The sequence below is a fragment of the Micromonospora sp. BS32 genome (assembly GCF_059089345.1).
Window position 1 is genome coordinate 56,686 of sequence record NZ_JBSSHR010000006.1, and the last position, 12,910, is coordinate 69,595.

The window sequence follows — 12,910 nt, forward strand, 5'->3', positions numbered from 1 at the left end:
CCACACCCGGCGGCGTCCGCCGCCGGGCCTCCGACGTGCCGGTTACTTCTTGTTCTTGGAGCCGCGGCGCAGCACGAGGCGGGCGCCGCTCCAGTCCCGGCCCGCGTTGATCGTCGAGGTCTGCTGCAGCCCCGCGGTCTGCGCCGACTCGGCGACCTCGCTCGGCTCGACGTGCCCGTCGCGCCCGGCCTTGGGGGTCAGCAGCCACACGACACCGGCGTCGGCCAATGGGCCGAGGGCGTCCACGAGGAGTTCGAAGAGGTCACCGTCGCCGTCGCGGTACCAGACCAGCACCGCGTCGACCACCTCGTCGGTGTCCTCGTCGACCAGCTCTCCACAGCGGTCGGTCAGGGCGTCCCGGAGATCCTGGTCGACGTCGTCGTCGTACCCCATCTCCATGACGACCATCCCCGGTTCGATCCCGAACCGGTCCGCCAGGCTGCGTACCCCGTCGGCGGCCTGACCAGCGGTCGCGCTCACTGTCGCGTGCCTCCTCATCTCATCCCTGCTCGCGGCGTCGGGTGACGCCGTCAGGCAAAGTCCACACAGTTGCGGCCCACCGCGCAAGTGGCGCACCGGGTGGAACGGAATTTACCGTGCCAGCAGCGTACGGGCACCCTGGGTAATGGCTTCCTCCGACACCAGAACCTGTCGAGCGGCCGGACCTAATGGTACAAACGAGTCAACTGCGGCTACTCGCCGCGCCGCGCCCACATATCCGGCATCCACCAGCGCCGCGATGATCCCCTCCCCCACCCCGCCGGAGCGGCGCGTCTCGTCCACCACCAGCACCCGGCCCGTCGCCGAGGCCTCCCGGATGATGTCCGCCACCGGCAGCGGGGCCAGCCAGCGCAGGTCCACCACCCGGCTGCCGATCCCCTCGTCGGCGAGGGTGGCCGCCGCCCGCAGCGAGAGTCGTACCCCGTTACCGAAGGTGAGAATCGTGATGTCCTCGGCCGACCCGACGCCGTAGACCCGGGCCCGGCCGATCGGCACGTGCCCGGCCGCCCAGGCACCCGGCTCCGCGTACCGCCCCAGCCACTCGCCGTCGCCCGGGGAGTACAGGTCACGGGTGTGGTAGAGCGCGATCGGCTCCAGAAAGACGCAGACGGTGCCGTCCACCGCCGCGCTGGCCAGGCAGGTCCGCAGCATCGGCGCGGCGTCGTCCGGCCGCGCCGGCACCGCGACCACCAGCCCCGGCACATCCCGGAGTACGGCCACCGAGTTGTCGTTGTGGAAGTGCCCGCCGAACCCCTCCTGGTACGCCAGCCCCGGCACCCGCACCACCATCGGATTGCGGAACGCCCCGGCCGAGAAGAACTGCATGGTGGCCGCCTCGCCGCGCAGCTGGTCCTCGGCGTTGTGCAGGTACGCCAGGTACTGGATCTCCGGCACCGGCAGCATCCCGGCCAGGCCGGCGCCCAGCCCGAGGCCGAGGACCGACGTCTCGTCCAGCAGGGTGTCGAAGACCCGGGCCGCGCCGAACCTTTCGCGCAGACCCTTGGTCACCCCGTACACCCCGCCCTTGGCGGCGACGTCCTCGCCGAAGACGGCCATGCCGGGGTGGTCGAGCATCCCGTCGGCGAGCGCGGCGTTGATGCTCTGCGCCAGGGTGAGCGGGCCGGCCAGTTCCGGTGGCCGGTCGGCGAACGCGGCCGCCCGGGCGGCCGCGTCCGGGCCGACGGCCCGGGCCGCCGCCTCGGCCACCGCGGTGGAGACCCGCGACGGCCGGCGCGGGGCGAGCGGGGCGACCACCTCGGCGGGGGTGGCGAGCTTCGGCTCGTCCAGCACCTCCTCGGCGATCCGGCGCACCTGCCAGCCCCGCTCGTCGTACCGGGCGAGCAGTTCCGCACCGGCGGCCACCCCGGCCTCCACCAGCAGCCGGGCGGTGGCCAGCACCGGATCGCGGGCCTCGTCGGCGGCGATCTCCGCGGCGCTGCGGTACGCGGTCTCCGCGTCGGCGCCCGCGTGCCCCATCAGCCGTACCGTCCGCAGGTGCAGCACGGCCGGCCGGCGGTGCCGGCGCACCCAGGCCGCGGCCTCGGCCGCCGCCGCGTACGTCCCGACCGGGTCGTCCCCTTCCGCGGAGAAGTACCGGATGCCGGGGCGGGCCCGCAGCGTCCGCTCCACCCACCCCTGCGGGGAGCGGACGCTGATGCCCAGCCCGTTGTCCTCGCAGACGAAGAGAACCGGGATGCGCAACCCGGTGTGGTCGTACCAGCCGGCGGTGTTCAGCGCGGCGGTGGCGCTGGCGTGGTTGACCGAGGCGTCGCCGAACGAGCAGACCACGATGGCGTCGCGGGGCCACGGCGAGCGGAGCGTGTCGCCTCCGTCGCGGCGCCCGGCGGTGTCGAGCCGGCGCAGCCGTTCCACGGCCAGCCCAAGCCCGACGGCCCGGGGCAGGTGTGAGGCGACGGTGGAGGTGGTGGGGACGACGGCCAGGTCGGCCCGGCCGAACACCTTGTGCCGGCCGCCGGCGATCGGCTCACTGGCGGAGGCGACCATCCCGCGCAGCACGTCCCGCGCCGCCCCGGCGTACGCGTCCTCCCGGCCACCGGCAGGGTCCCCGGTCGGCCCGCCCGGCAGGACGTCGGCGTCACCGCCAGCGCGCGGCTCGAAGCCGGCGCGCGGCTCGAAGCCGGCCGGGGCGGCGATGTCGACGTCGAGCGGTTCGGTGACGCCGTCGGCGTCGACCTGGTAGGCCGCCGCCCCGAGCTGACGGGGCACGGGTGCCGACAAGGTGACGACCGGGCCGCCCGCCGCCGGCGCGCGGTCTCCCCTGCCCTCGGCGCGCGCGCCCTGGTCGCCGGTCACCGCGGCGGCGCCCGGGTCGGCACCGGGACCGGTCGAGCCGGCCTCGACGTCAGGGTCGACATCGGGACCCGCGGACCCGGCACCCACGCCAGGGGCGGTCCCGGCCTCCCCGGCCGCGTCCTCGCGGACCGCGCCCTCCGGGCCCGCGACCTCGCCCCTCTCGCCGGCCGGGCCCGTGGTGGCGGGGAACTCGTCGGCGGCCTGGGCGGCCCGCAGGCAGAAGAACGCGCCGGAGCGATAGTGCAGCAGCGCCGGGTCGGACGGGCGCAGTGCGGCGGCGACCGCCGCGTTGCTCTCGTGCCCGGCGGAGCCGATCGTGTAGAAGCCCTCGTCGAAGCTGCGCAGCCAGCGCCCGGCCAGGTCGAGCTGGCGGCTGGTGACCTGCGCGTCGAAGAGGGCGAGCAACTGCCGCCCGGTCAGCGCGGCGCCCGCACCGACCGGCTCGGCCGGGTCACTGCGCCGCTCGGGCTCGGGCAGCGCGCCCAGGGCCTCCCGGAACCGGTCGTCGAGATCTTGCGGCGTGGTCACGTCGGACAGCATTACCGACGAACGCCAGGGTCGCCCACTCAGACACGATCCGCCCGCGCGGGGTCACTCCGCCGCGCACTGCTCCGGGCAGCCACCGTCGGAGACCTTGAAGACCAGGTCGCGCAGGGTGGCGAGCTCGTCGGTGCTCAGCCCGGCGAGCAGCCGCGAGTCGGACATCACCCGGTGCACCCGGTCGCGCGTCCGGCGACCCGCCTCGGTCACCAGCAGCGTCTTCTGCCGCCGGTCGGCCGGATCGACCCGCCGCTCGACCAGGCCGGCCTGCTCCAGCTTGTCGACCAGTGCGGTCACGTTGGACCGGTCGCAGCGCAGCTGCTCGGCCAGGTCGCGGGCGGGCAGCGGGCGGTCCGGGTCGAGTTCGGCCAACGCCCGGGCGGCGGCCGGGGTCAGCCCCAGCTCGCCGATCTCGACGTCCTGGTAGTGCCGGATCGCGGAGGCGATGTGCATGATCCGCCGCACCGTGTCGCCGGCGAGCCCGGAGCGGTCGCCCAGGTCAGACCCGGCGGGAACGGTGCTCTGCGTCATGCCTCACATCGTACTTGCGGCTCAATAGTTGAATAGCTCCACTACACGCGTGTGTGGTCGCACGGGTTGTTGTTAGGCGAAAAGCGACAGACCGGCACCCCTGCTCTTCACCTCGCGGCCATCGATGCTCGCCAGGCTCTCCAGGTCGAGAAGGAACAAACCTGGGGAGGCCATCCGTGACCCTGTCCCGACGTACCATCCTGCTCTCCGGCGCCGCGCTCGGCGCCGCCGGCGCGGTGACCGGCCTGACCACGGCGGCCGGCGCAGCCCCGGCCGGCCCGCTGCGGCGCGACCCGTTCACCCTCGGGGTGGCCTCCGGCGACCCGGACCACGAGGGCTTCGTGCTCTGGACCCGACTAGCGCCGGAGCCCCTCGCGGAGGACGGCCTCGGCGGGATGCCGGGCCGGATCGTCCCGGTGCACTGGGAACTCGCCGCCGACGAGGGCTTCCGGCACGTGCTACGGCGCGGGGTCGAGCTGGCCCGGCCGGAATCGGCGCACAGCGTGCACGTCGAGCTGGACGGGCTGCTGCCCGCCCGGGAGTACTTCTACCGGTTCCGGGTCGAGGGCTGGCTCTCCCCCGCCGGCCGGACCCGGACCGCGCCGGCACCGTGGGCGATGCCGGCCGCGCTGGCCATGGGCTTCGTCTCCTGCTCCCAGTACGAGCACGGGTACTTCACCGCGTACCGGCGGCTGGCCGAGACCGAGCCGGAGCTGATCCTGCACCTGGGCGACTACCAGTACGAGTACGCGAAGGACACCTACACCGTCCCGGGCGGCAACCCGCGCGACCACGAGGGGCCCGAGACCCGCACGCTGGCGAACTACCGGCAACGGCACGCCCAGTACAAGACCGACGCCGACCTGCAGGCCGCGCACGCGGTCGCCCCCTGGGTGGTGGTCTTCGACGACCACGAGGTGGAGAACAACTGGGCCGACGAGGTACCCGAGGCGCCGGACCCGGAGTTCTTGGCCCGGCGGGTGGCGGCGTTCCAGGCGTACTACGAGAACATGCCGCTGCGCCGGATTTCGGTCCCCCGCGGCATCGACATGCAGCTCTACCGGCGGGTGCGCTGGGGTCGGCTGGCCACCTTCCACATGCTCGACACCCGGCAGTACCGCGACGACCAGGCCTGCGGCGACGGCTACAAGAACTGCGCGGCGGCGTCCGACCCGACCCGCTCGATCATCGGGGCGGAGCAGGAGGCCTGGCTGTTGGACGGCTTCCGCCGCTCCGAGGCCCGCTGGGACATCCTCGGCCAGCAGGTCTTCTTCGCCCAGCGGGACAACAACGCCGGCCCGCTGACCGTGACCAGCATGGACGCCTGGGACGGGTACGTCGCCTCCCGCGACCGGATCACCCGGGGCTGGGTGGCCGCCGGGGTCCGCAACCCGGTGGTGCTCACCGGCGACGTGCACGCCCACTGGGCCAGCGACCTGAAGCTGGACTACGCCGACCCGACCTCCCGCACGGTCGGCAGCGAGCTGGTCTGCTCCTCGATCACCTCGGGCGGGGACGGCGCCGACTCGGCCAGCGGCTCGCACCCCTGGCTGAAGATCAACCCGCACCTGCGCTTCCAGAACAACCTGCGCGGGTACGTCCGCACCACGATCACCCCGAGCCAGCTCGCGGCCGACTTCGACGTGCTGCCGTACGTCAGCCGGCCGGACGCGCCGGCGTACACCCGGGCGTCGTTCGTGATCGAGAACGGGGCGCCCGGCCTGCACCAGACGTACGACCGCCCGCCGGCGTCACCCCGCGCCCTCTCCCCCAACCCCGACCTGGCCGACCAGACCGTCGACTCCGAAACCACCCGCCCCTAACCCCCCGCCCACCGGGGGCCCTCGCAAAGGGCGGGGTTAGGCGGGGAGGAAGGAGAAGCGGATCTGGCGGGTGGGGTTGTCGCCGTTGGGGTCGACCAGGCAGATCGACTGCCAGGTGCCGAGTTGGAGGCGGCCGCCGAGCACCGGCAGCGTGGCGTACGGCGGGACGAAGGCGGGGAGCACGTGGTCGCGCCCGTGGCCCGGCGAGCCGTGCCGGTGCCGCCAGCGGTCGTCGGCGGGGAGCAGGTCGTCGATCGCCCGGAGCAGGTCGTCGTCGGAGCCGGAGCCGGTCTCGATGATCGCCAGCCCGGCGGTGGCGTGCGGGACGAAGACGTGCAGCAGGCCGTCGCCCTGTCCGGAGACGAACCGCTCGGCCTCGGCGGTGATGTCCTGGACGGTCGGCCGGGACCCGGTCCGGACGGTGATCACCTCACTACGCATACCGCGCATTCTGCCCCAGCGGCTCAGTTGCCGCCGCCACCGGACCCGCCGCCGTCACCACCACCCGACCAGCCGCCACCCGACCAGCCGGTGTCGCCGCCGCCGGACCCGCCGCCCGCCGACGGACTCGGACCGCCGTCACCGGGACCTCCCCCACCGCCGTCCCCGCCGCGACCGCCGCCGTCGGGAAGGCCGAAGCCGAAGATCCCGGTCGGGCCGCCCGCGGACGGTTCGATCCGGGGCGCCCCGATCAGCGGTGGCACCGGGGACGGCGCGGGGGTCCGGGCCGTCGCCAGCCCGACGCCGAGCAGCAGGAGCCCGAGCACCCCGAAGGGCGCCACGGCCAGATCGCCACGGACCACGCCGGCCAGCGCGACGATCAGGCCGACGGCGCCGAGCAGAGCCGAGCCGGCGCCGAGCACCCGTCGCGTCGTCATGGCCGCACGGTAGGGGGCCGGGGCAAGACGGCTCGCGTGGCGCCGCCGCCGATCGCGCAAAGTTACTGGTGGGTACCTGTGTTGAGCGTCGCGTCTGGGGGAGGGAGACGTGACGACGAGCGCCACGAGGGGGCAGGATGGCGCTAGAGACCTATCCCACACACAACCGAGGGAACGCCTGTGGCTACGGAACGCAAGCGCCCGGTGATCACCGCTGGTCTGCCGAGCCAGCTTCCGGACATCGACCCTGAAGAGACCGGCGAATGGGTCGAGTCGCTCGACGGTGTCATCGACGAACGCGGGACCAAGCGCGCCCGCTACGTCATGCTGCGCCTGCTGGAGCGGGCCCGCGAGCGCCAGGTCGGGGTGCCGTCGCTGACCACCACCGACTACATCAACTCGATCCCGCCGGAGCGCGAGCCCTGGTTCCCGGGTGACGAGCACGTCGAGCGGCGGATCCGGGCGTACGTCCGGTGGAACGCGGCGATGCTGGTGCACCGGGCGCAGCGCCCGGAGATCGGCGTCGGCGGGCACATCTCCACCTTCGCCAGCTCCGCCTCGCTCTACGAGGTGGGCTTCAACCACTTCTTCCGGGGCAAGAACCACCCCGGCGGTGGGGACCACATCTACTACCAGGGCCACGCCTCCCCCGGCATGTACGCCCGGGCGTACCTGGAGGGCCGGCTCTCCGAGCACCAGCTCGACGGGTTCCGCCAGGAGCTGTCCCACCCGGGCGGCGGCCTGCCGTCGTACCCGCACCCGCGGCTGATGCCGGACTTCTGGGAGTTCCCCACCGTCTCGATGGGCCTCGGCGGCCTGAACGCCATCTACCAGGCCCGGTTCAACCGCTACCTGCACCACCGCGGCATCAAGGACACCTCCGACCAGCACGTCTGGGCGTTCCTCGGCGACGGCGAGATGGACGAGCCGGAGACGCTCGGCGCGATCGGGGTGGCCGCCCGCGAGGAGCTGGACAACCTCACCTTCGTGATCAACTGCAACCTGCAGCGGCTGGACGGGCCGGTCCGGGGCAACGGCAAGGTCATGCAGGAGCTGGAGGCGTTCTTCCGGGGCGCCGGCTGGAACGTCATCAAGGTGGTCTGGGGCCGCGAGTGGGACCCGCTGCTCGCCGCGGACACCGACGGTGCGCTGGTCAACCTGATGAACACCACCCCCGACGGTGACTACCAGACCTACAAGGCGGAGTCCGGGGCGTACGTCCGGGAGCACTTCTTCGGCCGCGACCAGCGGACCCGCAAGATGGTCGAGCACCTCAGCGACGACGAGATCTGGAACCTCAAGCGGGGTGGCCACGACTACCGCAAGCTCTACGCGGCCTACAAGGCGGCGACCGAGCACACCGGGCAGCCGACGGTCATCCTGGCCAAGACGATCAAGGGCTGGACGCTCGGTTCGCACTTCGAGGGCCGCAACGCCACCCACCAGATGAAGAAGCTGACGCTGGAGGATCTCAAGCTCTTCCGCGACCGCCTCTACCTGGACATCCCGGACAAGCAGCTGGAGGACAACCCCTACCTGCCGCCGTACTTCACCCCGGGTGAGAAGTCCGACGAGATGGCGTACCTCAAGGAGCGGCGGCAGCAGCTCGGCGGGTACCTGCCGTCCCGGCGGACCAGTTTCAAGTCGCTGGCGATCCCCGGCACCGAGCGGTTCTCCGACGTCAAGCGGGGCTCGGGCAAGCAGAAGGTGGCCACCACGATGGCCTTCGTCCGCCTGCTCAAGGACCTGATGAAGGACAAGGAGTTCGGCAAGCGCTGGGTGCCGATCATCCCGGACGAGGCGCGCACCTTCGGCCTGGACTCGATCTTCCCGACCGCGAAGATCTACTCGCCGCACGGCCAGCGGTACACCTCGGTCGACCGGGAGCTGTTCCTGTCGTACAAGGAGTCGACCGTCGGGCAGATCCTGCACGAGGGGATCAACGAGGCCGGCTCGGTCGCCTCGTTCACCGCGGCCGGGTCGTCGTACGCCACGCACGACGAGCCGATGATCCCGATGTACATCTTCTACTCGATGTTCGGGTTCCAGCGCACCGGCGACGGGTTCTGGGCGGCGGCGGACCAGATGACCCGTGGCTTCGTGCTCGGCGCGACCGCCGGCCGGACCACGCTCAACGGCGAGGGGCTCCAGCACGAGGACGGCCACTCGATGCTGATCGCCGCCACCAACCCGGCGGTGGTCGCGTACGACCCGGCGTTCGCGTTCGAGATCGCGCACATCGTGGAGAACGGCCTGCACCGGATGTACGGCGAGAAGCAGGAGAACGTCTTCTACTACCTCACCGTCTACAACGAGCCGATCCACCAGCCGGCGGAGCCGTCCGGCGTGGACGTGGAGGGGCTGCTCAAGGGCATCTACCGCTACTCCGCCGCGCCGGAGGTGGGCGGGGACGCGCCGAGGGCGAACATCATGGCCTCCGGCACGGGCATGCAGTGGGCGCTCAAGGCCCAGCAGCTGCTCGCCCAGGACTGGGGGGTGGCCGCCGACGTCTGGTCGGTGACCTCCTGGACCGAGCTGCGCCGCGACGCGGTGGAGTGCGAGGAGCACAACCTGCTCCACCCGGGCAGCGAGCCGAAGGTGCCGTACATCCAGCAGAAGCTGGCCGACGCCGACGGGCCGAAGGTCGCGGTCAGCGACTGGATGCGCGCGGTGCCGGACCTGATCGCCCGCTGGGTGCCCGGCGACTTCACCTCGCTCGGCACCGATGGCTTCGGCATGTCGGACACCCGGCACGCGCTGCGCCGGCACTTCCACGTCGACGCCGAGTCGATCACGGTCGCCGCGCTGCGGCAGCTCGCTCTGCGTGGCACCGTACCGGCGAACGTGCCGGCCGAGGCCGCCAAGAAGTACGCCATCGACGACGTCAACGCCGCCCCGGTCGGCGAGACCGGCGGCGACAGCTAGTCCCCGCGTACGCGAGAAGGGGCCCGGCGCACGACGCGCCGGGCCCCTTCTCGCGGGCGACCCGCGACAACGGCGGTGGTCCGGCGTCCCTGGCGGGGAGGCCGGGCCACCGCCGGTGCGGGTGACGCCGGGGATGTGACTCGGTCAGCCGACGGCGGCCAGGTCGGTGAGCCGGGCCAACGAGTCCTCCAGGTCGGCGCCGACCCGACGCAGCCCGAGCCGCAGCAGCGCGGCCTTGACCGGGCCGGCCGGCCAGCGGACGACGATGAGCCGGACGATCGTGCCGCCCTCCTCCTCGTCCGCGGTGAGCTGGACGTAGATCTCGGTGCGCGCCTCGGCCCGGGCACCGGCGCCCTTGGCCCGCTCCCGCCAGCCGATCAGGGTCGGCTCCTGGTAGGCGATCACCTCGGCCTCGTGCGCCGAGCCACGCCCGGCCTGGACCAGTTGCCGCCGCCCGAAGCCCTCCCCCGAGAGGACCTCGGCCGCCCGAACCCCCGCCAGCCAGGCCGGCAACTGCTCGGCCCGCTGTACGACGTCCCAGACCGCTTCCACCGGCGCCATCACGTGCGCACTGCGTTCCACGAGGATCATTCTGTTCTTCCCCCACTGAGGACATCCGCGATATTCCGCACTCTATGCGCAAATTTGGACTTACCCGGACGGGTTCGGTAAAGACACGCCGAAAACCCTTGCGCCCGGATCGTCGCCGGCCTATGGCGCGCCGCCACGCCCGAGCCCTAGAGTGCGAGCACGCTTCGCGTTTCCAGGAGGGCGAATGACGACCGCGCCGCTGCCCCACTTCCCGGCCGGCTTCGGCTGGGGGGTCTCCACCTCCGCGTACCAGATCGAGGGCGGCGCGGACGCCGACGGCCGCGCTCCGTCCATCTGGGACACCTTCGCCCACGCCCCCGGCCGGATCGCCGACGGCAGCACCGGCGACGTGGCCTGCGACCACTACCACCGGCACGCCGAGGACGTCGCGTTGATGGCCGGGCTGGGCGTCTCCGGGTACCGGTTCTCAATCTCCTGGCCCCGGGTCCAGCCGACCGGCTCCGGGCCGGTCAACCCCGCCGGGCTGGACTTCTACGACCGCCTGGTGGACGACCTGCTCGCCGTCGGGATCGACCCGGTGGCCACGCTCTTCCACTGGGACCTGCCGCAATCCCTGGAGGACGCCGGCGGCTGGCTGAACCGGGACACCGCGCACCGCTTCGCCGAGTACGCCGACCTGGTCGCCGCCCGTCTCGGTGACCGGGTGAAGCTCTGGATCACCCTCAACGAGCCGTTCATCCACATGAGCCTCGGGCACGGCACCGGAGTGCACGCCCCGGGGCGGTTCCTGCTCTTCGACGCCTTCCCCGTGGCCCACCACCAGCTCCTCGGGCACGGCCTGGCGGTCGCCGCGCTGCGCGCCCGCAGCACCAGCCCGGTCGCCATCGCCAACAACTACTCGCCGGTGGTGCTCAAGGGCGACACCGACGCCGACCGGGCCGCCGGCCTGGCGTACGACGCGCTGCACAACCGGCTCTTCACCGACCCGCTGCTCGGCCGGGGCTACCCGCCCGGCTTCGACCCCGCGGTGGTGCGCGACGGCGACCTGGAGGTGATCGCCGCGCCGATCGACGTGCTCGGGGTGAACTACTACAGCCCGACCGGCATCCGGGCCCCGGAGGAGGACGCGCCGCTGCCGTTCGACCTGGTCCCGCTGGACGGGTACCCGCGCACCGCGTTCGACTGGCCGGTGGTCCCCGACGGGCTGCGCGACCTGCTGGTCGGCCTGCGCGACCGGTACGGCGACGCACTGCCGGAGATCCAGATCACCGAGGGCGGCTGCGCGTACGACGACACCCCGGACGCCGAGGGCCGGGTGCACGACCCGGAGCGGATCGCGTACCTCGACGGCCACCTGCGCGCGGTGCGCGCGGCGATCGACGCGGGCGTCGACGTGACCGGGTACTTCGTCTGGTCGCTGCTGGACAACTGGGAGTGGGCGGAGGGCTTCACCAAGCGCTTCGGCCTGGTGCACGTCGACTTCGCCACCCAGGTCCGCACCCCGAAGTCCTCGTACGCCTGGTACCGGGACCAGGTCGTCCGGCGATGACCACCGTCAACCCGACGCCGACCTCGTTGCCGGCGGCGCTGGCCGAACCGGTCGTGCCGGTGCGCCGCGGCTGGATCGCGCTGATCTTCGCGGCCAACCTGGGCGTCTGGATGGCCTTCTTCACCCCGATCCAGGTGCTCCTGCCGCAGCAGGTGGAACGGATCGCGCCGGCCGACAAGGAGGCGATGCTGGCCGTCGTCACCGGGCTGGGCGCGCTGGCCGCGGTGCTGGTCAACCCGCTCGCCGGGGCGCTGTCGGACCGTACCTGCCTGCGGTTGGCCGGGCGGGAGTTCGGCCGGCGGCACGTCTGGACCGCCGGCGGCGCGGTGCTCGGCGCGCTCGCCCTGGTGCTGCTGGCCCGGCAGCAGACCATCGCCGGGGTGGCGCTGGGCTGGGTGGCCGCCCAGGTCTGCTTCAACGCGATGCTGGCCAGCCTGACCGCCGCCATCCCGGACCGGGTGCCGGTCGTGCAGCGCGGCGGGGTCTCCGGCTGGGTGGGCATCCCGCAGGCCCTCGGGCTGGTCGTCGGCGCGGTGCTGGTCACCACCCTGGTCCGCGGCACCCTCGCCGGGTACGCGGTGATCGCGCTGGCGGTGCTGCTGTTGTCGCTGCCGTTCGCGCTGCTCACCGCCGACGACCCGCTGCCCCGGGCGCACCGGCCGGCGCTGCGGCTGCGGGAGCTGGCCGCCTCGATGTGGATCGACCCGCGCCGGCACCCGGACTTCGCCTGGGCCTGGATCACCCGGTTCCTGGTCCAGATCGGCAACGCCCTGGGCACCCTCTACCTGCTGTACTTCCTCACCGACGGGGTGCGCCACCCGGATCCCGAGGGCGCGCTGCTGGTGCTGATCCTGCTCTACACCCTCGGCATGATCCTCACCGCCGTGGTCGCCGGCCGGCTCTCCGACCGCTCCGGCCGGCGCAAGGTCTTCGTGATCACCTCGGGCGTGGTGATGGCGGTGGCGGCGCTCCTGCTGGCCGCCGCGCCGGTCTGGTCCATGGCGATCGCCGCGGCGTTGCTGCTCGGCGCCGGCTACGGGGTCTACCTGTCGGTGGACGCGGCGCTGATCACCGAGGTGCTGCCCCGCGCCACCGACCGGGCCAAGGACCTCGGGGTGATCAACATCGCCAACTCGGCGCCGCAGGTGCTCGGCCCGGCGATCTCCGCCCCGATCGTGGTGCACCTGGGCGGCTACCCCACCCTGTACGCCGTCACCGCCGCGGTCACCCTGCTCGGCAGCGCCCTGGTCCTCAAGATCCGCTCGGTCCGCTGACCCCTGGGGTAAACGGCTGGCCGA

10 protein-coding genes and 1 pseudogene are annotated in these 12,910 nt (G+C 72.9%); 4 read left to right on the plus strand and 7 right to left on the minus strand.

Annotated elements, in window-relative coordinates; all coding sequences use genetic code 11:
• Nucleotides 1-42 precede the first annotated feature (42 nt).
• The 4 genes and pseudogenes from AC5RWQ_RS11775 to AC5RWQ_RS11790 all read right to left on the minus strand — a co-directional run bounded on the left by AC5RWQ_RS11775 (nucleotide 43) and on the right by AC5RWQ_RS11790 (nucleotide 3,885).
• Entirely contained in the window at nucleotides 43-480 is a 438-nt protein-coding gene (locus AC5RWQ_RS11775; protein WP_334485758.1) for a DUF3052 domain-containing protein, read from the minus strand.
• A gap of 111 nt (nucleotides 481-591) precedes the next feature.
• Entirely contained in the window at nucleotides 592-2,901 is a 2,310-nt protein-coding gene (locus AC5RWQ_RS11780) for a thiamine pyrophosphate-dependent enzyme (RefSeq protein ID WP_494282972.1), read from the minus strand.
• A gap of 21 nt (nucleotides 2,902-2,922) precedes the next feature.
• A pseudogene (locus tag AC5RWQ_RS11785) lies at nucleotides 2,923-3,354 on the minus strand (transketolase); the annotation flags it as partial.
• Nucleotides 3,355-3,405: 51 nt separating this feature from the next.
• Nucleotides 3,406-3,885, minus strand: coding sequence for a MarR family winged helix-turn-helix transcriptional regulator (locus AC5RWQ_RS11790; RefSeq protein WP_494282777.1), 480 nt, complete (start codon nucleotides 3,883-3,885; stop codon nucleotides 3,406-3,408).
• 176 nt (nucleotides 3,886-4,061) lie between these two features.
• Between AC5RWQ_RS11790 and AC5RWQ_RS11795 the strand changes: the two genes are divergently transcribed.
• Nucleotides 4,062-5,708, plus strand: coding sequence for an alkaline phosphatase D family protein (locus AC5RWQ_RS11795; protein WP_494282778.1), 1,647 nt, complete (start codon nucleotides 4,062-4,064; stop codon nucleotides 5,706-5,708).
• A 36-nt stretch (nucleotides 5,709-5,744) separates the two neighbouring features.
• Here AC5RWQ_RS11795 and AC5RWQ_RS11800 read toward each other — a convergent pair whose 3' ends face one another.
• Both AC5RWQ_RS11800 and AC5RWQ_RS11805 read right to left on the minus strand, forming a co-directional pair.
• Nucleotides 5,745-6,149: a YjbQ family protein gene (locus AC5RWQ_RS11800; protein ID WP_494282779.1), complete on the minus strand. Its 405-nt coding sequence runs from the start codon at nucleotides 6,147-6,149 to the stop codon at nucleotides 5,745-5,747.
• A 23-nt stretch (nucleotides 6,150-6,172) separates the two neighbouring features.
• On the minus strand, nucleotides 6,173-6,586 hold the full coding sequence (locus AC5RWQ_RS11805; RefSeq protein ID WP_494282780.1) for a hypothetical protein: 414 nt from the start codon (nucleotides 6,584-6,586) through the stop codon (nucleotides 6,173-6,175).
• Between the two features lie 180 nt (nucleotides 6,587-6,766).
• On the opposite strand from AC5RWQ_RS11805, the gene aceE reads away from it, so the two are divergent.
• The gene (gene aceE, locus AC5RWQ_RS11810) at nucleotides 6,767-9,511 is read left to right on the plus strand and encodes a pyruvate dehydrogenase (acetyl-transferring), homodimeric type (protein WP_494282781.1); all 2,745 of its coding nucleotides are present in this window, start codon (nucleotides 6,767-6,769) and stop codon (nucleotides 9,509-9,511) included.
• 144 nt (nucleotides 9,512-9,655) lie between these two features.
• Here the strand turns inward: aceE and AC5RWQ_RS11815 are convergent, their stop codons facing one another.
• Entirely contained in the window at nucleotides 9,656-10,102 is a 447-nt protein-coding gene (locus tag AC5RWQ_RS11815) for an SRPBCC family protein (RefSeq protein WP_334485748.1), read from the minus strand.
• A gap of 184 nt (nucleotides 10,103-10,286) precedes the next feature.
• On the opposite strand from AC5RWQ_RS11815, the gene AC5RWQ_RS11820 reads away from it, so the two are divergent.
• Complete coding sequence (locus tag AC5RWQ_RS11820; RefSeq protein ID WP_494282782.1) at nucleotides 10,287-11,612, plus strand: GH1 family beta-glucosidase; 1,326 nt, start codon at nucleotides 10,287-10,289, stop codon at nucleotides 11,610-11,612.
• The gene (locus AC5RWQ_RS11825; RefSeq protein WP_494282783.1) at nucleotides 11,609-12,886 is read left to right on the plus strand and encodes an MFS transporter; all 1,278 of its coding nucleotides are present in this window, start codon (nucleotides 11,609-11,611) and stop codon (nucleotides 12,884-12,886) included. Before AC5RWQ_RS11820 ends, AC5RWQ_RS11825 begins: the two co-directional genes overlap by 4 nt.
• Nucleotides 12,887-12,910: the final 24 nt, after the last annotated feature.